This window comes from Pseudarthrobacter sulfonivorans (assembly GCF_001484605.1).
GTDB lineage: Bacteria > Actinomycetota > Actinomycetes > Actinomycetales > Micrococcaceae > Arthrobacter > Arthrobacter sulfonivorans_A.
The window spans coordinates 3,682,722-3,703,720 of sequence record NZ_CP013747.1; the positions used below are offsets into that span (position 1 = coordinate 3,682,722).

Annotated in this window: 22 protein-coding genes and 1 tRNA gene; 13 read left to right on the forward strand and 10 right to left on the reverse strand. The window is 65.3% G+C overall.

The window, feature by feature from the left end:
- Position 1: 1 nt before the first annotated feature.
- Positions 2 to 1,507, forward strand: coding sequence for a DHA2 family efflux MFS transporter permease subunit (locus AU252_RS16675; RefSeq protein ID WP_058931692.1), 1,506 nt, complete (start codon positions 2 to 4; stop codon positions 1,505 to 1,507).
- A 37-nt stretch (positions 1,508 to 1,544) separates the two neighbouring features.
- On the opposite strand, the gene AU252_RS16680 is transcribed toward AU252_RS16675, so the two are convergent.
- The 9 genes from AU252_RS16680 to AU252_RS16720 form a co-directional block, all read right to left on the reverse strand.
- A complete protein-coding gene (locus tag AU252_RS16680; protein ID WP_058931693.1) occupies positions 1,545 to 2,261 on the reverse strand; it encodes a GNAT family N-acetyltransferase in 717 nt (238 codons plus the stop codon).
- Between the two features lie 90 nt (positions 2,262 to 2,351).
- Positions 2,352 to 3,377, reverse strand: a complete 1,026-nt coding sequence (locus tag AU252_RS16685) for an ATP-dependent 6-phosphofructokinase (RefSeq protein WP_058931694.1) — start codon at positions 3,375 to 3,377, stop codon at positions 2,352 to 2,354.
- A 97-nt stretch (positions 3,378 to 3,474) separates the two neighbouring features.
- The gene (locus AU252_RS16690) at positions 3,475 to 4,107 is read right to left on the reverse strand and encodes a response regulator (RefSeq protein ID WP_058931695.1); all 633 of its coding nucleotides are present in this window, start codon (positions 4,105 to 4,107) and stop codon (positions 3,475 to 3,477) included.
- Positions 4,104 to 5,390, reverse strand: coding sequence for a sensor histidine kinase (locus AU252_RS16695; protein WP_083510455.1), 1,287 nt, complete (start codon positions 5,388 to 5,390; stop codon positions 4,104 to 4,106). The genes AU252_RS16690 and AU252_RS16695 overlap by 4 nt, the downstream gene beginning before the upstream one ends.
- Positions 5,391 to 5,454: 64 nt before the next feature.
- Positions 5,455 to 6,321 (reverse strand): ABC transporter permease, encoded by an 867-nt coding sequence (locus AU252_RS16700; protein ID WP_058931697.1) that lies wholly within the window; start codon positions 6,319 to 6,321, stop codon positions 5,455 to 5,457.
- Complete coding sequence (locus tag AU252_RS16705) at positions 6,318 to 7,280, reverse strand: ABC transporter ATP-binding protein (RefSeq protein WP_058931698.1); 963 nt, start codon at positions 7,278 to 7,280, stop codon at positions 6,318 to 6,320. Before AU252_RS16705 ends, AU252_RS16700 begins: the two co-directional genes overlap by 4 nt.
- 147 nt (positions 7,281 to 7,427) lie before the next feature.
- Positions 7,428 to 7,679 (reverse strand): PspC domain-containing protein, encoded by a 252-nt coding sequence (locus tag AU252_RS16710; protein WP_058931699.1) that lies wholly within the window; start codon positions 7,677 to 7,679, stop codon positions 7,428 to 7,430.
- A gap of 3 nt (positions 7,680 to 7,682) precedes the next feature.
- Entirely contained in the window at positions 7,683 to 7,976 is a 294-nt protein-coding gene (locus tag AU252_RS16715; RefSeq protein ID WP_058931700.1) for a hypothetical protein, read from the reverse strand.
- A 1-nt stretch (position 7,977) separates the two neighbouring features.
- On the reverse strand, positions 7,978 to 9,531 hold the full coding sequence (locus AU252_RS16720; protein ID WP_058931701.1) for a PspC domain-containing protein: 1,554 nt from the start codon (positions 9,529 to 9,531) through the stop codon (positions 7,978 to 7,980).
- 124 nt (positions 9,532 to 9,655) lie between these two features.
- Here AU252_RS16720 and AU252_RS16725 point away from each other — a divergent pair, with 124 nt between their 5' ends.
- The 4 genes from AU252_RS16725 to AU252_RS23650 all read left to right on the forward strand — a co-directional run bounded on the left by AU252_RS16725 (position 9,656) and on the right by AU252_RS23650 (position 13,242).
- Positions 9,656 to 11,074, forward strand: a complete 1,419-nt coding sequence (locus tag AU252_RS16725) for an ATP-binding protein (RefSeq protein WP_058931702.1) — start codon at positions 9,656 to 9,658, stop codon at positions 11,072 to 11,074.
- Complete coding sequence (locus tag AU252_RS16730) at positions 11,071 to 11,754, forward strand: LuxR C-terminal-related transcriptional regulator (RefSeq protein ID WP_058931703.1); 684 nt, start codon at positions 11,071 to 11,073, stop codon at positions 11,752 to 11,754. The genes AU252_RS16725 and AU252_RS16730 overlap by 4 nt, the downstream gene beginning before the upstream one ends.
- Positions 11,755 to 12,067: 313 nt before the next feature.
- The gene (locus AU252_RS24645) at positions 12,068 to 12,391 is read left to right on the forward strand and encodes a helix-turn-helix domain-containing protein (protein ID WP_240484212.1); all 324 of its coding nucleotides are present in this window, start codon (positions 12,068 to 12,070) and stop codon (positions 12,389 to 12,391) included.
- Positions 12,392 to 12,441: 50 nt separating this feature from the next.
- The gene (locus AU252_RS23650) at positions 12,442 to 13,242 is read left to right on the forward strand and encodes an IS3 family transposase (protein WP_240484410.1); all 801 of its coding nucleotides are present in this window, start codon (positions 12,442 to 12,444) and stop codon (positions 13,240 to 13,242) included.
- A gap of 99 nt (positions 13,243 to 13,341) precedes the next feature.
- Here the strand turns inward: AU252_RS23650 and AU252_RS16745 are convergent, their stop codons facing one another.
- The gene (locus AU252_RS16745) at positions 13,342 to 14,559 is read right to left on the reverse strand and encodes a pyridoxal phosphate-dependent aminotransferase (protein ID WP_058931706.1); all 1,218 of its coding nucleotides are present in this window, start codon (positions 14,557 to 14,559) and stop codon (positions 13,342 to 13,344) included.
- A gap of 274 nt (positions 14,560 to 14,833) precedes the next feature.
- Between AU252_RS16745 and AU252_RS16750 the strand changes: the two genes are divergently transcribed.
- From AU252_RS16750 to rplJ, 8 genes are all read left to right on the forward strand, one after another.
- A tRNA-Trp gene (locus tag AU252_RS16750) sits at positions 14,834 to 14,906 on the forward strand.
- A gap of 81 nt (positions 14,907 to 14,987) precedes the next feature.
- Positions 14,988 to 15,272: a preprotein translocase subunit SecE gene (secE, locus tag AU252_RS16755; protein ID WP_056344431.1), complete on the forward strand. Its 285-nt coding sequence runs from the start codon at positions 14,988 to 14,990 to the stop codon at positions 15,270 to 15,272.
- 116 nt (positions 15,273 to 15,388) lie between these two features.
- Positions 15,389 to 16,255, forward strand: a complete 867-nt coding sequence (gene nusG / locus AU252_RS16760) for a transcription termination/antitermination protein NusG (RefSeq protein WP_058931707.1) — start codon at positions 15,389 to 15,391, stop codon at positions 16,253 to 16,255.
- Positions 16,256 to 16,385: 130 nt separating this feature from the next.
- The gene (gene rplK, locus AU252_RS16765; RefSeq protein WP_024365990.1) at positions 16,386 to 16,817 is read left to right on the forward strand and encodes a 50S ribosomal protein L11; all 432 of its coding nucleotides are present in this window, start codon (positions 16,386 to 16,388) and stop codon (positions 16,815 to 16,817) included.
- Positions 16,818 to 16,946: 129 nt separating this feature from the next.
- A complete protein-coding gene (rplA, locus tag AU252_RS16770; RefSeq protein ID WP_058931708.1) occupies positions 16,947 to 17,654 on the forward strand; it encodes a 50S ribosomal protein L1 in 708 nt (235 codons plus the stop codon).
- 148 nt (positions 17,655 to 17,802) lie between these two features.
- Positions 17,803 to 18,921: a GNAT family N-acetyltransferase gene (locus AU252_RS16775; protein WP_058931709.1), complete on the forward strand. Its 1,119-nt coding sequence runs from the start codon at positions 17,803 to 17,805 to the stop codon at positions 18,919 to 18,921.
- Between the two features lie 8 nt (positions 18,922 to 18,929).
- Complete coding sequence (locus AU252_RS16780) at positions 18,930 to 20,048, forward strand: GNAT family N-acetyltransferase (RefSeq protein ID WP_058933016.1); 1,119 nt, start codon at positions 18,930 to 18,932, stop codon at positions 20,046 to 20,048.
- Between the two features lie 296 nt (positions 20,049 to 20,344).
- Positions 20,345 to 20,944 (forward strand): 50S ribosomal protein L10, encoded by a 600-nt coding sequence (rplJ, locus tag AU252_RS16785; RefSeq protein ID WP_058931710.1) that lies wholly within the window; start codon positions 20,345 to 20,347, stop codon positions 20,942 to 20,944.
- Positions 20,945 to 20,999: the final 55 nt, after the last annotated feature.

Consider the following 20,999-nt stretch of genomic DNA (forward strand, 5'->3'; position numbering starts at 1 on the left):
CTTGGAGAATGTAAAGCGGCCCTGGCCAGCCCTCTGGTCACTGGTCATCGGGTTCTTTATGATCCTGATCGACACCACCATCGTGTCGGTGGCCAACCCCAGCATCATGGAGGGGCTGGGAACGGACATCAACGCCGTGATCTGGGTGACCAGCGCCTACCTGCTGGCCTACGCCGTGCCGCTGCTGATCACCGGCCGGCTTGGCGACCGCTTCGGACCCAAGAAGCTCTACCTCTCCGGCCTCGTGGTCTTCACGCTCGCCTCCCTCTGGTGCGGTCTGGCCGGTGACGTCCAGACCCTGATCACCGCACGGATCTTCCAGGGTCTGGGTGCCGCCATCATGACACCCCAGACCATGGCCGTGATCACCAGGATCTTCCCGCCGGACCGCAGGGGCGCCGCCATGGGCCTGTGGGGCGCCACCGCGGGCCTGGCAACGCTGGTGGGACCAATCCTGGGCGGCCTGCTCGTGGACAGCCTCGGCTGGGAATGGATCTTCTTCATCAACGTGCCGGTCGGCATCGTTGGATTTATCCTCGCCTGGCGGTTCGTCCCCACCCTCAGCACGCACGCCCATAAGTTCGACATTCCGGGCGTGCTGCTCAGCGCCGTCGGGCTGTTCCTCCTGGTGTTCGGCATCCAGGAAGGCGAGACGTACAACTGGGGGACCATCGTGGGCCCCGTCAGCGTCTGGGGTCTCATCATCACCGGCATGGTGGTGCTTGGGGCGTTCATTCTCTGGCAGCGCTTCAACAAGGGGGAGCCGCTCCTGCCGCTGGGCCTGTTCCGGGACCGCAATTTCTCCTTGGCAAACATCGGCATCACCACCGTTGGCTTCACCGTGACCGCCTTCGCGCTGCCGCTAATTTTCTACTACCAGCTGGTGCGGGGCATGACGCCCACCGAATCGGCGCTCATGATGGTTCCCATGGCCCTCATCTCCGGTGGGCTGGCGCCCGTGGTGGGCAAGATCATCGACCGGGTCGATCCGAAGTACATCACTGCCGGCGGGCTGGTCCTGATGGCCGTGGCGCTGTTCTGGAACTCTGCCCTGATGCACCCGGATACTCCCATCCTGCTCTTCCTCCTTCCCAGTGCTGTCCTGGGGTTCGCGAATGCCGGCATCTGGGCGCCCCTGAGCTCCACGGCCACGCGCAATCTGCCCCCGCGTCAGGCCGGGGCAGGTTCCGGGGTCTACAACACCACCCGCCAGATCGGCGCGGTACTGGGCAGCGCGGCCATCGCCGTGCTCATCCAGGCGCGCCTGGCCGCGGAGCTTCCCGTGCAAGGTCCCGGGGCAGGCGGAATGGAATTCTCCGGCCAGTTGCCTGAGGCGCTCCATGATGGATTCTCGACGGCGATGGGACAGTCCATCCTGCTTCCTGCCGGTGTGATCCTGGTGGGCGCTGCCGTGGCACTGTTCTTCGCCAAGCCCAAGGCCGTGGCGGGCTGGAGCGGTCAGCCGGCGGCTCCTGCGGCTGTACAGGACGCCAACCGGGCGTCCTAGGCGGTGTCCCAAAAGTAGGCAGCCGTCCTAGACAGCGTCAGCCCAGGTGCACGCTGGTCTGGATGCCGCCGGTGGACAGGCCCAGCTGGCGCGCCAGGGCCACCGCCCCGGTGTTGCTGACTTCGGCCCGCCACTGGACGGTGAGGCCCGCCGCGAGGGCCTCGTGGGCTGCGATGGATGCGGCCACGGATCCCAGCCCGCGGCGCCGCCACTCGGGGTCCACCAGGACTCCCATCTGCGCGAGAAGTCCTTCCCACTCCCCGTAGGCGCCGCAGGCCACCGGAACACGCAGCCCGTCCACCTCGTGGAGGATCGTGTAGCGGTTCTCGAGTTCTGACAGGTGCACTTCGTTGACGTCGTCCGGCGGGCACAGGCCTTCGAGCTCGATCGCCTCCGGGTTTCCGTGGGACACGGTCAGCTCTTCGGAAGGCTGGCGCAGGGGCAGGTCGTCGGCGAAGAACAACGCCGCCGAGCCCAGGCCGTGGCCTCCGTGGGACCGGGTCAGGGTCAGGAGCGTCACATGCTGGGCCATCTCCTCGTCCGGAATTCCGGCGGCGGCGTCAATGACCCATTGCGGGCCCACCAGTGCCGAGCTGCCGAACAGCCTGACGAACTCCACAGTCTCTGCAGCGGCGTCGGCCCTGACCATACGCTCGCCGGAAGTCAGCGACGCAGCGAACGCGCCGTCGTCGAGCCCCAAATGCCGGGCCCAAGCGAGCTGGATGATGGCGGCGGAACCGGGGTCAAGAGTCATATCCCCAGCCTACCCAGCACAGGGAAGCGCGAACGGACACTTGAGGCCCCACAGCGGAGGGCCTCAAGTGTCCGTTCGTGCTGACCGGGCTTAGCCGAACAGGACCGCAGCCTCGTCGTAGCGGTTCTGCGGTACGGTCTTCAGCTGGCCCAGGGCTTTGTCGAAGCTCACGTGCTCAATGTCGGTGCCCTTGAGCGCCACCATGGTGCCCCAATAGCCCTCCACCACGGAGTCGATCGCCGCCATGCCCAGGCGGGTGGCGAGCACGCGGTCGAACGCGGACGGGACGCCGCCGCGCTGGATGTGCCCCAGGATCGTGGCGCGGGTCTCGATGCCGGTGCGGGCTTCGATCTCGGGGGCGAGCCGGTCCGCGATGCCGCCCAGACGGGGCCGGCCGAACGTGTCCAGGCCGCGCTCGGAGTGCGGGGATTCCATGTGGTCCGGAACAAAGCCCTCGGCAACAACAATCAACGGGGCGCGGCCACGGTCATGGGCTTCCTGGACCCATTCGGTGATCTGCTCGATGCTGACCTTCTGCTCGGGGATCAGGATGGCGTGGGCGCCGGCGGCCATGCCGGCGTGCAGGGCAATCCAGCCAACGTGGCGGCCCATGACCTCGGCGATCATGCAGCGGTGGTGGGACTCGCCCGTGGTCCGGAGCCGGTCGATGGCCTCGGTGGCGATCTGGACGGCCGTATCAAAACCGAAGGTGTAGTCGGTGGCGTCAAGATCGTTGTCCACGGTCTTGGGGACACCCACGATCTTGAGACCGACGTCGGTAAGGCGTTTCGCGGCCGCGAGGGTCCCTTCGCCGCCTATAGCGATGATGGCGTCGATGCCGAGGCGGTCCATGTGGGCCTTGATGACCTCCGGCCCGCCGCCGTTTTCAAAGGGGTTGGTGCGGGAGGTGCCCAGGATGGTGCCACCCTGCTTGGCGATGCCGCGGACCATGCTGCGGGGGATGTCGATGATGTCGCCTTCGACGACACCCCGCCAGCCGTCCAGGAACCCCACGAATTCGTGGCCGTGGATGGCGATGCCCTTGAGGACGGCTCCGCGGATGACAGCGTTCAGTCCGGGGCAGTCGCCGCCGCTGGTAAGAATTCCAATTTTCATGTCTCGGCTCAAATCCTGGTGTGAAGGTTTACAGGCAGAGCGCCACGCTGAGCTCACCTAGATTGTAGTCGCCGGTGTGCGTTACGACACAAACCGGTTACAAAAGGCCCCGCTCCATGGCAAGGACCACGGCACGGGTCCTGTCGTCCACGTCCAGCTTGTTGAAGATCCGCAGCAGGTGCGTCTTGACCGTCGCCTCGGCGATGTGGAGCGCGGTGGCCACCTCGGGATTGCTCAATCCCTGCGCCACGCAGCGAAGGACCTCCACCTCCCGGGCTGTCAGCCGCGGCAGTTCAGGCGCGCGCATCCGCGAGACCAGGCGTGCCGCCACCGGCGGAGCGAGAACCGTCTCACCGCGCGCTGCAGCGCGCACGGCCTCGATGATGCGGTCCCCGGCCGTGTCCTTCAGGAGATAGCCCACCGCCCCTGACTCCACGGCGCGCATGATGTCGGAGTCGTCGTCGTACGTGGTCAGCACCAGCACCTTGGTGTCAGGAAACCGGTCCCGGATCTGCGCCGTGGCGCCGGCGCCGTCAAGGACGGGCATCCGCAGGTCCATCAGGACGACGGCGGGGCGCAGCCGGCTGACAGCGTCCACCGCCTCCACGCCGTTGGCCGCGGCGGCCACCACATCGATGCCGTCCGCGGTGTCCAGCAGCGCGGCCAGGCCGCTCCGGACCACGGGGTGGTCATCGGCGAGGACAACAGTCACAGTTTCCGGGAGGCTCATGTCACGGCTCCGGGCAGGGGTGCGTCCGTACCGCGGGTCCCTGGTCCGGTGTCTGTGCCGCCGGGCCCGAGGGCCTCGGTGGGGACCACCGCCACCAGCCGGGTGGTGCCCGGCGCGGAAGTGACCTGCAGCCGGCCACCGATTTCGTCCAGCCGGGCAGCCATCGACTTCAGGCCGAACCCCTGGTGATCCGCCGAGACGTCAAAACCCTGCCCGTTGTCCATGACGGTCAGCCGGAGCAGCGGCGGGCCGCCGGCAGGGATATCCATCAGTACCTCCGCGGCCGTGGCTCCGGAATGCCTGCGGACGTTGTTGAGTGCCTCCTGGGCGGTCCGGAGCAGTGCCACCTGCTGCGTGGACGGCAGCGGGGGCAGGTTGTCGGGCAGCTCCACGGTCAGCCGGATGCTGTCCAGGTGCAGGGTCTCCGGCAGCCGCTTCAGTGCCGCCAGGAGGTCTCCGCCCTGCACATCGGACGGGACGCCTGAGGCCACCAGGGCCCGCGCTTCCGCGAGGTTCTCCCGGGCCGTCCGCGTGATGGCGGTGAGGCTGCGCACCAGCCCGGAGGGGGCCTCGGGTTGCGCCCTGAGTTGGGCCTGCGCCGCTTCGGAGAGCATGGCGATGGATGTGAACCCCTGGGCCAGCGTGTCGTGGATTTCCCGGGCCATCCGCTCACGCTCAGCCAATGCACCGCGTGCCTGTTCCGCGTTGTTCAGTTCGTGGCGGGTGGCCTCGAGCTCGGCCAGCAGCTCGGCACGCTGTTCGCTTTGCTCAATGACTTTCGAGATCCAGAGTCCGATCATGCAGCTGGCCACAAACGAGGTCACCAACTGGGCCGTGATGCCGTAAACCTCCGTGCCGGCAAGTCCCCAGCGGTTGATCTGGCCAACGGCCACGCCGACGCACAGCACGGCGGTGGCTGCTACGCCCTGGCGCTGTGAGGACGTGAACATCCAGACCTGCGGGAAGGCCACAAACAGCAGGACCCCGGCGCCGTCGTACACAAACGACAGGAACACCACCACCGCCACCAGCAGTGCCACGTAGATGGTGGGCCGCAGTGTCCGGAGATCCTTGGTCCGGGTCAGGAACGGGTACGCGGCCCCCAGGAGCACCAGCGCACCAACGACCAGGGGCGTCCCCGACTCGCGCTCGTCGCCGAACATGGCGAAATACGACACGCTGGCCAGTGCGGCGTAGAAGCCGGCGTGCCACCAGACCATGGAGGTGGCCCACACGGACCGTGCCGGCAGCAGCCGCTCGGTCCGTCCGCTCATATAGCTCATGGGTGCACCCTATCGGCGTGCCGCCGGGCTACCAAGATCGGCGGTTGCTGCGGCACGGAGCCGGCTACTTCTGCGGCGGCCACTGGAACGCCAACCGGGCCAGCACGGCACCCGCGGCCACCCAGATACCCAGGACCAGGAACGTCAGCGGCAGGTTGTAGGTGCCGCCGGGCTCAACGGCTTCAAAACCGGCAGGCAGGAAAACAGACCTGAAGGCGCTCGCCGTCCAGCGCAGGGGGAAGAAATTCGTCACGGACTGCAGCCAGTCCGGAAGTTGCGAGAACGGAAAGTACACACCCGAGGTAAAGGACAGGAGCAGCACCGGCAGGACCGCCAGGGTGGACGCGCTTTGTGCTGACTTCGGCAAGGCGGTGAACGCGATGGCCACGGTGGCCCAGGCAGCCGTGGCCAGGATCATCAGCAGCGCCACCATGCCCCACTGCCCGGCATCCCGGGGCAGCGGCACGTCGAACAGGACGGCCGCCGCGAGCAATAGGAGGACAGTCTGGGCCACGATCAGGTAGAGCGTCTGGCCTGTTTTCCCGATGAAGTACGAGGCTGCGGGCAGTGGCGTACCGGCCAGCCGCTTCACCGTGCCGTTGAAACGCTCCGTGGCCACGTAGCTGCTGAGGTTCTGGAACCCGCTGAGGATGGTGCTCAGCGCAAGCATACCGGGCAGATAGTAGTGCGCCGGGGTGATGCCGCCCTGCCCGTCCGGGCCGGCCCCGAAGACCGGCTCGTCACCGAAAACAGTCCCGAACAGGGACATCATCAGGATCGGGAAGAAGAGGACCAGGACCAGAGATAGCACGTCACGGTTAAATAGTTTGATCTCCAGCAGGACCCGGCCAAGTCCCAGGCGCAGGACTGACGGGCGCCAGGCCGGGCGGCCGGTGGCGGGGGAGACGGATGCGGGGACTGCTGTGCTCATCGGAGGGCTCCTGAAACGGACGATGCTTCCGTAGATCGTGCGGCGGATGGTTCGGCAGAGTTTTCGGCGCCGTCCACGGCACCGATCAGCTGGAGGTAAATGTCCTCAAGGCTGGGACGGACGACGGCGAGCTCCGCCGGCTCTATCGCGCCGCCGTCGGACAGCGACGCGACCAGGGAAGCAGGCTGCTCGGTCACCACTTCGCGAAGGCCGGAAGCATCCCGCCACCGGACGCGGGGCACCCGGAGACCCGGGCCGCCGATCTCCTGCGGGCTGCCTTCGGCGATCAGACGCCCGTGGTTGATGACGCCGATCCGGTCCGCCAGCTGCTCGGCCTCGTCCAGGTAGTGCGTGGTGAGGACAATGGTGGTGCCGCCGCTGCTCAGCTGGCGGATGAGGTCCCAGAATTGTCGACGGGCTTCCGGATCGAAGCCTGTGGTGGGTTCGTCCAGGAACAGGACTTCCGGGTTGCCGATGATCCCCAGCGCCACGTCCAGCCGGCGCCGCTGGCCGCCCGAAAGGGTTGAGATCCGGACGCCGCCCTTGCCGCCGAGTCCTACGGCTTCGATGACGTCGTCCACTGGCCGGGGCGCCGGGAAACAGGAAGCCAGTGACCGCAGGGCCTCGGAAACCCTGAGTTCACCGGAGTCGGTGGCCTCCTGGAGGACGATGCCGATCCGGGCGCGGAAGGACGGTGCCGCCTTCCAGGGGCGCGTTCCCAGAACCATGACCTCGCCACTGTCAGGTTTCCGGTGCCCTTCCAGGATCTCGATGGTGGTGGACTTGCCGGCGCCGTTGGGACCCAGGAGGGCATAGGTTTCGCCGGCACGGATGGTGAGGTCCAGCTGGTCCACGGCCGTGAGGGTCCCGCCTTTGGGCAGGCCATAGGTTTTGTTGAGGCCGCGGACGGTGATGGCATCAGGGGCTTGCCGCTGCCCGGGGCTGAGGGAAGTGTTCATGCTTCCAGCGTGGCAGTCCCGGGGTGCCGGTCAACAGCCCCGGCCGGTTGAACCTGTTGTCCACCGGCCGGTGGACAAGGACAGCAGAAGCCCCCGCTCCGGGAAGGATTGTCCGGGGAGCGGGGGCCTTGCGGTTCTTACACGAGTTCAGCTGATGGACCGGCGGTCCAGGAAGTTCTGCAGCGGGATGGAGTTCTGCTGGTCGGGAAGGACCAGCCACGCTGCAACGTAGAGGACGACGGCGGGGCCGGGAAGGAGGCAGAAGACCAGGAAAGCGATCCGGACGAATGCCACATCCACATTGAGCTTTGCCGCAATGCCGCCGCACACACCTCCCAGCCAGCGTTGGGGTCCACGTTTCAGGCCGAAGCCCCTGACGATGCTGAAGAACTTGTCCATGGTTCAAGACTTCCCTGTTGTGGGTTCGTTGTCACGTTTCCGGGCCGAGAGCAGCCCGCCAATCACCAGCGCGGCGCCGGCGCCGATCATAAGGCCGATCAGCACGTAGGTGCCGTTCAGGGTCACCACGCCCAGCTGGGCGATGATGATCAGGGCGGCCAGCGCCATCACGATGAGGCCCCAGACTATGGTGCCCACGCGGGCGGATGGCTGCTGGGGTGCGTCGGCTCCGGGCTGGCCGGCCGCCGTCGTGCTTTCCGGAGTGTATGGGTCTGGTGACGGATTGACGTTGCTCATGTCAGTTCCCTTCCTGGATGGTGACGTTGCTGACGGTGCCGTCGATCCGGATGATCAGGTGGCCGCCTGGCTTGTCGGTGTTGTAGCTGGATTCCCGGGACGTAATGCCGCCCCGGTGGTTGGTGCCTTCGTTGAGGTTCCCCAGCGTCATGTCTGCCCTCACGTCCACTGGAATGCTGCTGGGGAGGATCACGGTGACGTTGCTCGCCGTGATGTCCAGGGGAACCACGACGTCTGAGTCCAGCGGGGCCTGAGCGGCCAATTGGGTGAGGTCAACGGTTCCCCGGCCGCCGGTGACGCTGAAGCCATCGGCCGCCTGCTTCTGGCTCGTCGGTGCCCAGTCGACCTGGCTGAAGCGGACCCTGTCGCCGTTGCCCACCACGTTGAAGATGCCGCCGATCACCAAGGCAACAACGGCGAAGAAACCGAGGATTCCGGACGTCCGGCCGCGAAGGCCCGCGATGAGGATGCCCAGGCCCAGGACGGCTGCGCCGCTGGCCCAGACGATCGCGTTGGCGGCGTCACCGAGGTTGATCACGTTGCCGGCGTCCAGGGCCTTGAGCCCGCCACCCACCAGGAGTGCTGTTCCGGCTGTGATGGCTACTGCCGGGGCACCGGGGCCGGAGGGGCGGACCTTGGGTGCCCGGGCCGGGCCCTGCGGTGGCTGGTAGCCGCCGTAGGCACCGCCGTCGCTGCCGCCCCCGCCGTAGCTGCCGCCGCCGTAAGTGCCGCCGCCGTAAGGCGGGTTGACGCCCGACGGCGGGACCGGAAGGTAGGGTGCGCTGCCGGACGTGCCGGACGTGCCGGACGTGCGGGTCGAAGCAGCGTCCGTGGCCGCAAACGGCGCGGAATAGGGGGTTGTGGGATAGGAGGCCGAGTAACCGGAGTCTCCGCCGGCCGGCTGCGGTGTCGCGTTCATGGGAGCTCCATTCCGGGCCTTGCTGCGTTGGGTCAGGTAGTAGATGAAGTAGATGGCGCCGCCCACCCAGAAGACGGTCCAGAGGAATCCGCCGAAGCCGTTGCGGCTCCAGCCCCAGAATCCGCCGCCCAGCCCGGTGAGTCCCACCACGGTGGTGATCAGCGCGCCTGTCATGCCGCTGGACCAGCGGCCGGCGCCCGCTTCCTGGACGTGGATGCGCCCGTCGGGTTCGGGAAGGAATGCCCACGCCAGGCCGTAGAGCAGGACGCCGATTCCGGCGAAGAGGGTGAGGACAATGAAGATGCCGCGGACAATCAGCGGATCGATGCCCATCCGGTGCGCGATGCCGCTGGAGACACCGCCGATCCACCGGTCGCGTCCGCGCTGGATGCCGTGGCTCCGGACCCAGGTGAAGAAGTCACCGGACTGGCCCGGTGCTTTGGCGCTGGAGTAAGGGCCGGCGGACGGGCCGGAATACGGGCTTGCGTAGGGGCCGGCATAGGGACCGGCGGCCGGGGGTGTGTCCTGCGAAGCAGCCGGGGGTGGCAGCAGGGGTTCGGTTGGCTGGTCCGGGTCGCGAGGGGGGAGCGGTTCCGTGGGCTGGCCGTCATCGGGGGTGGGGGTCTGGGAGTTCATACTTCGATCCTGCCGTCCGGGGCGGCGCAGCTCTACTGGGGAACACCCTGACTCGCCCCTGAGTTACCCCCGGTTCAGGCCGGAATCGGGTCCGGGGAACCCTGATCCGTGCTTGGATTGACACATGACCACCGCCCTCACCCGCCCACCGCTTGTCCGCAGCAGCGACCGCGTCATCGCGGGCGTATGTGCCGGCCTCGCGGCGCATCTGGGCTGGCCGGTGAAAAGCGTGCGGATCGGAATGGCGCTCGCAACCCTCGCCGGCGGCGCCGGGTTGGCCTTCTACGCGTGGCTGTGGATCATGGTCCCCACGGCGGACGAAAGCGCACGGCGAAACGCCAGGCGTCCGGCGTCGCCCATTGCCCCGGCCGTCAGCCTTGACCCGGCATTCAGCGCCGGACCGCCCTCGGCGGCGCCGTCGCAGGGCTCGCCCGCGGCCGCTCCCTGGTGGGGAAATCCCGACGCCGGTGCTGACGCCCCGGGGGTTTCCCCCGGCGGGCCCGCTGCCGGCTACGGGTCGGGCTACGGGGCCCCCGTGCGGCCGCCGTGGTTCCGGGTCCGCAGCATGCGCTATGGCAAGGAGATTCTGCTGGGCGCCGGCCTCCTCCTCGTGGCGGGCATCATGATTGCCCGGCTCCTGGGCGTGGACGTTCCCCTGGAGACCCTAATCCCTGCGGCTGCCGTGCTGGGCGGTGCAGCCATCGCCTGGATGCAGCTCGACGAAACCCGCCGCGCGGGGCTCGTGGACAAAACCAAGGCCGATCAGGCAGGCGGCTGGGCGCGCCTGGCCGCCGGATTGGCGCTGGTGGTTGCCGGCGTGCTGGTGATGGTGTCCGGTTCCGGATCCTGGGAACAGACCTGGCTGGCGCTGCTGGCATCGGTGGCGGTGCTGGGCGGCGTGGTGCTGGTACTTCTTCCGTGGGCCCTCAAATTCTGGCGGGACCTGGAAACTGAGCGGGCGGGCCGTATCCGTGAAACGGAGCGGGCCGAGATCGCTGCCCACCTGCACGATTCCGTCCTCCAGACCCTCGCCCTGATCCAGCGGCGGGCGGGAAGCGAGCACGACGTTGTCCGGCTCGCCCGGGCGCAGGAACGTGAGCTCAGGAGCTGGCTGTTCCAGGACCCGGGGAAGGAGGCGGGCCAGCTTTCGGACCGCATCAAGGCAGTGGGTGCCGAGGTGGAAGACTCGCTCGGCAACGCCGTGGAGGTGGTGAGCGTCGGGGACACAGCCATGACCGAATCCCATGAAGCCCTGGTCCAGGCCAGCCGTGAGGCGATGCTCAATGCCTCCCGGCACGGCGGCGGGACCGTCTCTGTCTACCTCGAAGTTTCCGATGGTCGGACGGAAATCTTCATCAAGGACAGGGGGCCGGGCTTCGACCTGCAGGATGTGCCCGAAGACCGTCTCGGTGTCCGCGAATCGATCATCGGACGCATGAAACGCCACGGCGGGTCCGCCTCCATCACCAGCACGCCCAACGGCACTGAGGTGCGGCTGGGAATGCCGGCGCTCCAAACGGAAAACGCGGAAGGGAAATCATGAACAACGTACAGGGGACCGGGCCCATCCGCCCCGCAACGCCGGTCAGGGTGGTCATCGTGGACGACCACGCCATCTTCCGCTCGGGACTCAAGGCCGACCTCTCTGAGAGCATCCAGGTAGTGGGGGAAGCGGCAACGGTTGAGCAGGCCATCGCCGTGATCGCGCAGGAGCGTCCGGAAGTGGTGCTCCTGGACGTGCACCTGCCCGGTGGCCTGGGCGGCGGCGGCCGGGAAGTCATCGCGGGTTCGGCGGCGCTGCTGGCCACCACCAAGTTCCTGGCCCTGAGCGTCTCCGACGCCGCCGAGGACGTGGTGTCGGTCATCCGCGCCGGTGCCCGGGGGTATGTCACCAAAACGATTTCCGGGGCCGAGATCACCGACGCAGTGTTCCGAGTCGCCGGCGGCGACGCCGTGTTCTCGCCCCGGCTCGCGGGCTTCGTGCTGGACGCCTTCGGCACCGCTCCGGCCGATATTGCCGACGATGAGCTGGACAGGCTTTCCGCGCGCGAGCTTGAAGTGATGCGTCTGATCGCTCGGGGCTACAGCTACAAGGAGGTGGCCAAGGAGCTGTTCATCAGCATCAAAACTGTGGAAACCCACGTGTCGGCGGTGCTGCGCAAGCTGCAGCTCTCCAGCCGGCACGAGCTGACCAAGTGGGCCGCCGAACGCCGCCTCCTCTAGCGCCCCCACCCGGACGCTCTCTCACTTAATGTGCCTTTTCCCCCAACGCTCTCTCACTTGATGCGGCTTAATCGCAAACGCTCCATCACTCTGAACTGCTCCCCGGAAGTTGGACTGAGAAATTCAGTTCCGACTTCCGGGGAGCAGTTTTATGCATGCACGTAGTTCATTGTCTGAGGCGCAGCGCGAGGCGGTTGTAGCGTTGTTTGAGAAGGGTGTGGGGTATGGGTCGGCGGCTCGGTCGCTCGATGCGGCTCGTGTGCCGGTTAGGGCCCTGTATGGGCGGTGGAGGATTCATGGGCAAGGAGTGCTGGTGAGCAGGCTGGCGAAGTCGTACTCTTTCGAGTTCAAGCTGGCCTTGGTGGAGCGGTTCCTCGCGGGCGAGTCCGGCCCGGATCTGGCAGTGGAGGCGGGTTTGGCCTCGCGTGAGCTGCTGCAGAAGTGGGTCCGGGCGTATCGGCTGGACGGTGAGGACGGGTTGCGGCCGAAGCCCAAAGGCAGACCGCGGAAACCCGATTCCCCGCCGCCTGCGGAGCTGCCCGAGCTTGAGCGGTTGCGGCGGGAGAACGAGCGGCTGCGCGCTGAGGTGGCGTACCTGGGAAAACTGCGGGCCTTGAGGGAACAGGGACGTCGGTAAAGGTTCAAGCCGTCATTTCCCTCAAGGCTGACTATCCGCTTGGTGTCCTGCTGGACGTCGCCGGGCTGGCCAGATCCACGTTCTTCTATCACCAGCCCCGGATCCAGGCGCCCGACCCGAAAGAGAAACTCAAAGCCGCGGTCACGGAGATCTTCGAGACGAACCATGGCCGGTACGGGCACCGGCGGGTCCATACGGAGCTGGTCAAGCAAGGATGGACGGTCGCGAAGAAGACCGTGCTGAAGCTGATGCAGGCACTCGGGTTGGCCTGCAAGGTCCGGCGCAGGAAGCGCTACAACTCCTACCGGGGCGAACAGGGCGCGGTAGCGCCCAACGTGCTGAACCGGGAGTTCGAGGCTGATGCACCGAACCAGAAGTGGGTTACCGATGTGACGGAGTTCAGCGTCGGCGACCGGAAGCTTTACCTTTCACCGGTCATGGACCTCTTCGACCGGCAGATCATTTCTTACTCGCTGGGCTTGTCGCCGAACCTGGCGCTCACCAACGATTCCCTGCGTGAGGCCCTGACCTGCCTGCAGCCCGGTCAGCAGCCGCTGGTGCACTCGGACCAGGGTTTCCAGTACCGCCACGCGTCCTGGCGCACCCTGATCGAGGGCGCCGGCGGGGTGCAATCAATGTCCCGCAAGGGCAATTGCTACGACAACGCCGTCATGGAGAACTTCTTCGGTCACCTCAAGGAAGAACTCTTCCACCGCGTCCGATTCCTCAACACCGACGCACTGGCAGCTGCAATCGAGGAATACATCCACTGGTACAACACCAAAAGAATCTCAACAAAGCTCAAGGGCCTAAGCCCGGTGCAATACCGTGCCCAGGCCCTTGCAGCTTAGGATCCTATTTGGCCAGTCCAACTTCCGGGGACCAGTTCACTCTCCTAAAGAAAGTGATAGAGCGTTTGAGTATTTCCTGCATTAAGTGAGAGAGCGTGCCTACTTGGCCTTGCCCAGGAAGTCCTGGAGCCGGGCGACGCCGGTGGCCAGGTCCTCGTCGCCCAGGGCGTAAGAGAGCCGCAGGTAGCCTGAGGGTCCGAACGCCTCACCCGGCACCACGGCTACTTCAACCTCATTCAGGATCAAAGCAGCCAGTTCGGCGGAGGTCGACGGCGTTGCGGTGCCTGCCGCCGTCGGGAATTCCTTCCCCAGCAGCGCACGGACGTCCGCGTAGACGTAGAACGCACCCTTCGGCGTCGGGCATTCAACACCGTCGATCGCGTTCAGGCCGGCAACGATCGCCTTGCGGCGGCGGTCAAAGGCCACCTTCATTTCGTCGACGGCGGTCAGCGGTCCGGAGACGGCGGCGAGGGCTGCAATCTGCATGATGTTCGAAACGTTGGAGGTGGCGTGTGACTGCAGGTTAGTGGCAGCCTTGATGACGTCGGCCGGGCCGATCATCCAGCCGACCCGCCAGCCGGTCATCGCATAGGTCTTGGCGACGCCGTTGAGGATGACCACTTTGTCGCCGAGTTCCGGGGCTGCCGTGGCGATGGAGGTGAACGGGACGCCGTCGTACGTCAGGTGCTCGTAGATCTCGTCGGTGACCACCCAGAGCCCCTTGGCGGCGGCCCACTTGCCGATCTCGGCCACTTGCTCCGGGCTGTACACGGAGCCCGTGGGGTTGGACGGCGAGACAAACAGCAGGATCTTGCTCTTGTCCGTCACGGCGGCCTCAAGCTGCTCAACGGTGACCAGGTAGTCCTGCTCAGGTCCGGCGAACACCTCAACAGGGACACCGCCGGCGAGCCTGATGGCCTCCGGGTAGGTGGTCCAGAACGGCGTGGGAACAATCACTTCGTCGCCCGGATCCACCAGCGTGGCGAAGGTGTTGTACACGGCCTGCTTGCCGCCGTTCGTCACCAGGACCTGGGACGGATCCACGGCGTAGCCGGAGTCGCGCAGGGTCTTCTCGGCGATGGCTTTTTTGAGCTCCGGCAGGCCGGCGGCGGGGGAGTAGCGGTGGTACTTGGGCTGGCTGGCGGCCTCAATGGATGCCTTGACGATGTAGTCCGGAGTGGGGAAATCCGGTTCCCCTGCCCCGAAGCCAATAACCGGCCGGCCAGCTGCCTTCAGCGCCTTGGCCTTGGCATCAACAGCCAGGGTTGCGGATTCGGCAATTGCGGAAATGCGCTGGGAAACGCGGGCGGCAGACATGGCAGGGTCCGTTCTTCGCTTGCAGCCGGGAGGCTGAATGGTGGAATTCGACGTGATCTACTCTATGCTGTTCAGCGGATCGTTCGGGCTGCCGGCGTGGATGTGACTGCAGGTCAACTCACCCACGAGGGCGGATTGGACGGTCCGGAATGAGGCTGGTTCGACGTAGACGAAGTTGTTGCGTAGACTGGTTCTCCGGTGTTGAAAACACGGATGATGACGTGCGCCCCAGTGCAAACTGCGGAAGTTTGTCAGGATGCTGTTTTCGATCCATAGGGTAGTGGCGCAATTGGTAGCGCAGCGGTCTCCAAAACCGCAGGTTGCAGGTTCGAGTCCTGTCTGCCCTGCGCAAGCTGTTCCGGCGGAATGCCGGAGCAAGCGCAGCAACCATGGTTCTGATCAGAACCGGGTAATCCAACATTGCAAAGATGAGCGAGGACCAGGTGACCGAAACAGCTGCCAGCAGCTCCAAGGGCCGCCCAGCTAAGAAGGACGCCAAGGCTAACTTCTTCGCTCGTATTGCACTCTTCATTCGCCAGGTCATCGGCGAACTGAAGAAGGTTGTTGCACCAACCCGCAAGGAACTGATCAATTACACGCTCGTGGTGCTGGTGTTCGTGGCCATCATGATGGTGATCGTCAGCCTGCTGGACATCGGTTTTGGAACCGCTGTCAGTTGGGTCTTCGGCGGGATCGCTCCCGGGGACCGCTAGGGCGAATCGTCCGCAGGCCGCGTGGCCTTGTCCGGGTAAACCGGAAGAATCCACGCGGTGTGCGGAATTGAGCCATTTAAATAGGCATGTTAGGCAATGAGGAAGCAGGAGACCAAGTGTCTGAGCAGGAGCTCGAGGTAACCGAGACTGAGCTGGAAGAGTCCACGGACAACACGGCGGCCCCCACGGCTGAAGCCGGTGAAGAGTCCGAGGTTGAGTCCGCTGCGCCCGAATCCGCCGACGCCGATTCCGCCGACGATTCAGACGATTCAGAGGATGCCGATTCAGAGGATGACGCCGTAGAAGGCGAACCTGCTGAAGGCGACTCAGAGGGCGACGACGCTGATGCAGACGCCCTGGCAGCCGCGGCCGCCAAGGCCGAGGTTGACCCCGCCGACGAATTCAAAGCCAAGCTGCGCCGCCAGGAGGGTGACTGGTACGTCATCCACTCCTACGCCGGCTACGAAAACCGCGTCAAGGCCAACCTTGAGACCCGCATCCAGACCCTGGACATGGAAGATTACATCTTCGAAATCCAGGTGCCCATGGAAGAGGTCGTTGAGATCAAGAACGCTCAGCGCAAGGTCATCAACCGCGTCCGGATCCCCGGCTACGTCCTGGTCCGCATGGACCTGACGGATGCCTCTTGGGGCGCCGTCCGCCACACTCCCGGTGTTACCGGCTTCGTGGGCAACGCCCACAACCCGGTGCCGCTTCGCCTCGACGAAGTCTTCTCCATGCTCGCGCCGGTCTTCGAAGAAGAGCAGGCCGAAAAGGGCAAGCCCGTCAAGCATGCTGCCGCCCAGATTGACGTCGACTTCGAGGTCGGCGAATCGGTCATCGTCAAGGAAGGTCCGTTCGAGACCCTCCCCGCCACGATCTCCGAGATCAAGGTGGAATCCCAGACCCTCGTGGTGCTCGTATCGATCTTCGAACGCGAGACCCCGGTCACGCTGGCATTCAACCAGGTCAGCAAGATCTAGTTACCCGCACAGAATTCGTTCCGGACTGCCCGCTTAGCAGCCCCGGAACGGCCGGTCGCCTCGCCATGGCGGCCAAAAACCTGAGGCACGCTCCTGTGTCCCAGGAAGATATTGAGAGAAGGACCTTACATTGGCTCCCAAGAAGAAGGTCACCGGCCTCATCAAGCTGCAGATCCAGGCAGGCGCCGCTAACCCGGCCCCGCCGATCGGTCCTGCGCTTGGCCAGCACGGTGTCAACATCATGGAATTCTGCAAGGCGTACAACGCTGCCACAGAAGCCCAGCGCGGAAACGTTATCCCCGTGGAAATCACGGTCTACGAAGACCGTTCCTTCACGTTCATCACCAAGACCCCGCCGGCTGCAGAGCTCATCAAGAAGGCTGCAGGCGTTGCCAAGGGTTCACCCACCCCGCACACCGTCAAGGTTGCCAAGCTGACTCAGGCCCAGGTCAACGAGATCGCCACCACCAAGATGGAAGATCTCAACGCCACCAGCCTCGAAGGCGCAGCGAAGATCATCGCCGGCACCGCCCGCTCCATGGGTATCACCGTAGAAGGCTAATAGCCTTCACCGTCGGGAAACCGGCACCACTGAAACATTGAAATGCCGCAGGGTCCTTCCAGGATCCTCGGCTGTGGCAGGGCCCAGCGCGGTCCGCAGACCACAACTGCACAAGGAGAAATAAGCAGCATGGCAAAGCGCAGCAAAGCATATGAGGCAGCAGCCGCCAAGATCGACGCGGAGAACTTCTACGCGCCGTTCGAGGCAGTAACGCTCGCCAAGGACACCAACCCGTCCAAGTTCGACGCCACTGTTGAGGTTGCCTTCCGCCTGGGCGTTGACCCTCGCAAGGCTGACCAGATGGTCCGCGGCACCGTTATCCTGCCCCACGGCACCGGTAAGGTCTCCCGCGTCCTGGTCTTCGCAACGGGCGACAAGGCTGAGGCAGCAATCGCTGCCGGCGCCGACTTCGTTGGTTCCGATGACCTGATCGAAAAGATCGCAGCCGGCTGGACCGACTTCGATGCAGCCGTCGCCACCCCTGACCTCATGGGCAAGGTTGGCCGTCTTGGTAAGGTCCTGGGTCCCCGTAACCTGATGCCGAACCCGAAGACGGGCACCGTGACCGCAGACGTGGCCAAGGCTGTCAACGACATCAAGGGTGGCAAGATCGACTTCCGCGTCGACAAGCACTCGAACCTGCACTTCATCATCGGCAAGGTTTCCTTCGACGCCATCAAGCTGGCCGAGAACTACGCAGCAGCACTGGAAGAGGTGCTTCGTTTGAAGCCGTCCGCTTCCAAGGGCCGCTACATCCAGAAGGCCACTGTGGCCACCACGTTCGGTCCCGGCATCTCCGTCGACCCCAACGTCACGAAGGTCCTGACCGAGGTCTAGTCCTCAACAGCACTTCGGCCGGGTTATTCCGGCACACCAATGGACCGTCCGGCACTGCGCCGGGCGGTCCTTTGGTTTAACCTCAACAGCCCTGGACCATGCGGCCCCTGCCCCCTCGTCCAAACCGTATGGATGGTTAGGATGGGGGATGACCGGTCACCAGCTGATGATCACCGCAGTGGCCATTCCTTCAGCGCTCGACGCCGGGACAGGCCACGGTGCCGGCGGCACCGGCGGTGTGATGGACTTCCACGAGTGCCACGCCTTGCGCGAGAAGCATGAGCTGGAGAAATGGGGCGACCTGGACCGCTGCCCCACGGCCATGGAAAGCCTGGAATACTGGCGCGGCAATGAGTATGAGGAACGCCGGCTCTTCATAGCACGGCTGGGCCAGGAAACCGTGGGAACCTGCTCCGTCACCCTGCCCCTGCGTGAGAACACGTCCACGGCAGGGATCATGGTGGACGTGGCGGCAGCCTTCCGGCGGCGGGGCTGGGGCCGCCGCCTGCTGGAGCATGCCGAGGCGGTGGCCGCGGACAGCGGCCGCACTTCCTTGGATGCCTACTGTGAGCTGCCCGCCGGGCCGGTGGAGAACGCAGCCAGGCTGATCCCCGCCAAATCGGGGGCGGGCGGGCTCCCCGCCGATGATCCCGCCGTGGCCTTTGCGGCCGGTGCAGGCTACGAACTTGAGCAGGTGGAGAGGGCCAGCCGGCTCACGCTGCCGGTCCCGGCGAATCAACTCGACACGCTGGAGATGGAGGCGTCCGTACGGGCAGCCGGCTACGTCCTGGTGGGCTGGTCTGATACCTGTCCTGACGAACTCGTGACTGAATATGCAGTCCTCAAGAACCGGATGAGCACGGATGTGCCCATTGCCGGGATGGACTGGGAGGCCGAGGACTGGGACGCTGCCAGGGTCCGGCAGGAGGAGGAGTCGAACAGCCGCAGCGGCCTGCAGAGCCAGGTCGCGGCCGCGCTGCACAAGCCCACCGGCCAGCTCGTCGCCTATACGGTCCTGAACTGGCGGCCGGGCATTCCTGCAAGCATTGCCCAGCAGGACACCCTGGTCTCTTCCGGGCACCGCGGGAAGAGGCTGGGATTGCTGATCAAGGCAGCGAACCTCCGAGCCGCCCAGCATCGATGGCCCGCGGCGCGTTCGGTGCTGACATGGAACGCCGTGGAAAACCGGCATATGCTGGCGATAAATAATTTGCTTGGATTCAAACCTGCTGGTTATGAGGGCGAATGGCAGAAACGGCTGGGATGACGCACCTTATGGCAGAAGACGTACGGATCGAGCAATTGTGGATCCCGGACAACCTGGACGCACCTGACGCGGTGGATTTCTTGGCTGCCGTGGAGGTGGGCCGCAAGGTACGGATGCAGACCTGGGGCAGCGATGACCTCGCGTACACGCCGCTGGAGAAGCTGCTGGAGCTGGCGGATCCCTATGAGCGCCAAGTCATCCTGGTGGCCAAGGCCGGAGAACAGATCATCGGCACGGTGGACATTGCCCTGCCGCTGACCGACAACCTGGACATGGCGGAGTTCACCCTGGACATCCTGCCGGAATTCCAGCGCCAGGGAGTGGGCCGCAAGCTGCTCCTCGCGGCCGAACACCTGGCGCGCAGCGAGGGCCGCACGCTGATCCTCGTTGACACCAACCATCCCGGCGCGTCCCTGCACGAGTTCGAGACGGCCCAGCTGGTGCCGGGTTCAGGCCAGGGCTTTGTGCCGTTGGACAGCCGGGAAGTCGAATTCGCGCGCCGGACCGGCTACACACTTCAGCACATCGAACAGTTCAGCTCCTGTGCACTGCCGCTGGACACCAAACTCGTGGCCGATCTCCAGGCCGAGGCGGATGAAGCCAACAACGCGCGGTACCGGCTCCATCACTGGACGGACCGTTGCCCGGATGAGTGGCTGGAAGCCGTGGCCGTGCTCGAGAACCAGGCGGGCGCCGACGTCGATCCTTCCCTTGAGACTCCCGTTGAGCAGGACATGGTGTTCGACGGCGGCATCCTCCGCGAGGCCGAAGAGGTCACCATCGCGCAGGGGCGGCGGACGGTGGTCACCGCCGTCGAGCATCTGGCCACCGGGGCCCTGGTGGGCCTGACCACCATCAGCGTCCTGGCCCACCGGCCCGATGTGGTGTTCCAGGACGACACCCTGGTCCTGCAGGAGCACCGGGGGAACAAGCTGGGGCTGCTGATCAAGGTGGCCAACATGGAGCGGCTCACCGAGCAGTTCCCCGATGCCCGTGTCATCTACACCTGGAACGCCCCCGAGAACAGGTACTTGCTGACTGTCAACCAGCAGCTCGGCTTCACCACCGCCGGCGTGACCGGCATCTGGCAGAAGGAACTTCCGTACCTGGGGACCAGCAAGAGCTAAGGCCGATTTGGTGGTCCGGCGACCGGTCCCGTAAGCTTGAAGTACCAAAGACCGTCGGTTGTTGGAAATCCATTCTCCTGAACGCAGCTCAACTCTGCAGTTGTGTGCGGGAGGCCAAATGCATTTCTGGACGAAGGACCCTGAACATAGGGCGGCCGGCGCAGGTGAACGAAGCAACGCTCCACAGTGAAAGCCGTGTTGAGCCAAGCCCCGTGCATCTGCGCGGGGCGTTTTTTAGTTTTAGCTCATCTGAGCGGGGACCGTCGCATACCGGCACTATCCCCGGAAGGAGGGTTATGGCAACGCCTACAAAGGTTTCAGCAGTAGCTGAGATCACTAACGATTTCAAGGAATCGAACGCCGCTGTCCTGACCGAATACCGCGGGCTCACCGTTGCACAGCTCAAGCAGCTGCGTGTTTCTCTCGGCCAGGACACCAAGTTCTCGGTCGTCAAGAACACCCTGACCGCCATTGCAGCCAAGGAAGCTGGTGTCGAAGCATTCAACGACCAGCTCTCCGGCCCTACTGCAATCGCGTTCATCAAGGGTGACGCAGTTGCCGCTGCCAAGAGCCTGACGGATTTTGCCAAGGCCAACAAGCAGCTGGTCATCAAGACCGGTTACTTCGAGGGCAAGGCACTGAACGCGAGCGAAGTCGCTGCCCTGGCAGCACTCGAGTCCCGCGAGCTGCAGCTCGCCAAGGTTGCAGGCATCCTCAAGGCTCCTGCTGCCGCCGCTGCACGCACCATTGACGCACTGCGCCTCAAGCTCGAAGAAGCGAACGGTGCACCGGCAGCTGCCGAGGCTCCCGCCGCGGAAGAAGCTCCGGCCGCAGACGAAGCCCCCGAAGCAGCTGCCGAGGCTCCCGCCGAAGCACCCGCTGCCGAAGAGAACTAGTTTCTCTTCACCCACCAGACTCCGGTGTGAAGGCAATGGCCCAGGCCGCCAAGCA

Bases quoted from the DNA above. Each gene is read 5' to 3' on its own strand.
- AU252_RS16680 (WP_058931693.1), bottom strand. From the start codon at position 2,261: ATGACTCTTGACCCCGGTTCCGCCGCCATCATCCAGCTCGCTTGGGCC.
- AU252_RS16685 (WP_058931694.1), bottom strand. From the start codon at position 3,377: ATGAAAATTGGAATTCTTACCAGCGGCGGCGACTGCCCCGGACTGAAC.
- AU252_RS16690 (WP_058931695.1), bottom strand. From the start codon at position 4,107: ATGAGCCTCCCGGAAACTGTGACTGTTGTCCTCGCCGATGACCACCCC.
- AU252_RS16695 (WP_083510455.1), bottom strand. From the start codon at position 5,390: ATGAGCTATATGAGCGGACGGACCGAGCGGCTGCTGCCGGCACGGTCC.
- AU252_RS16700 (WP_058931697.1), bottom strand. From the start codon at position 6,321: ATGAGCACAGCAGTCCCCGCATCCGTCTCCCCCGCCACCGGCCGCCCG.
- AU252_RS16705 (WP_058931698.1), bottom strand. From the start codon at position 7,280: ATGAACACTTCCCTCAGCCCCGGGCAGCGGCAAGCCCCTGATGCCATC.
- AU252_RS16710 (WP_058931699.1), bottom strand. From the start codon at position 7,679: ATGGACAAGTTCTTCAGCATCGTCAGGGGCTTCGGCCTGAAACGTGGA.
- AU252_RS16715 (WP_058931700.1), bottom strand. From the start codon at position 7,976: ATGAGCAACGTCAATCCGTCACCAGACCCATACACTCCGGAAAGCACG.
- AU252_RS16720 (WP_058931701.1), bottom strand. From the start codon at position 9,531: ATGAACTCCCAGACCCCCACCCCCGATGACGGCCAGCCCACGGAACCG.
- AU252_RS16725 (WP_058931702.1), top strand. From the start codon at position 9,656: ATGACCACCGCCCTCACCCGCCCACCGCTTGTCCGCAGCAGCGACCGC.
- AU252_RS16730 (WP_058931703.1), top strand. From the start codon at position 11,071: ATGAACAACGTACAGGGGACCGGGCCCATCCGCCCCGCAACGCCGGTC.
- AU252_RS16745 (WP_058931706.1), bottom strand. From the start codon at position 14,559: ATGTCTGCCGCCCGCGTTTCCCAGCGCATTTCCGCAATTGCCGAATCC.
- secE (WP_056344431.1), top strand. From the start codon at position 14,988: ATGAGCGAGGACCAGGTGACCGAAACAGCTGCCAGCAGCTCCAAGGGC.
- rplA (WP_058931708.1), top strand. From the start codon at position 16,947: ATGGCAAAGCGCAGCAAAGCATATGAGGCAGCAGCCGCCAAGATCGAC.
- AU252_RS16775 (WP_058931709.1), top strand. From the start codon at position 17,803: ATGACCGGTCACCAGCTGATGATCACCGCAGTGGCCATTCCTTCAGCG.
- AU252_RS16780 (WP_058933016.1), top strand. From the start codon at position 18,930: ATGGCAGAAGACGTACGGATCGAGCAATTGTGGATCCCGGACAACCTG.
- rplJ (WP_058931710.1), top strand. From the start codon at position 20,345: ATGGCAACGCCTACAAAGGTTTCAGCAGTAGCTGAGATCACTAACGAT.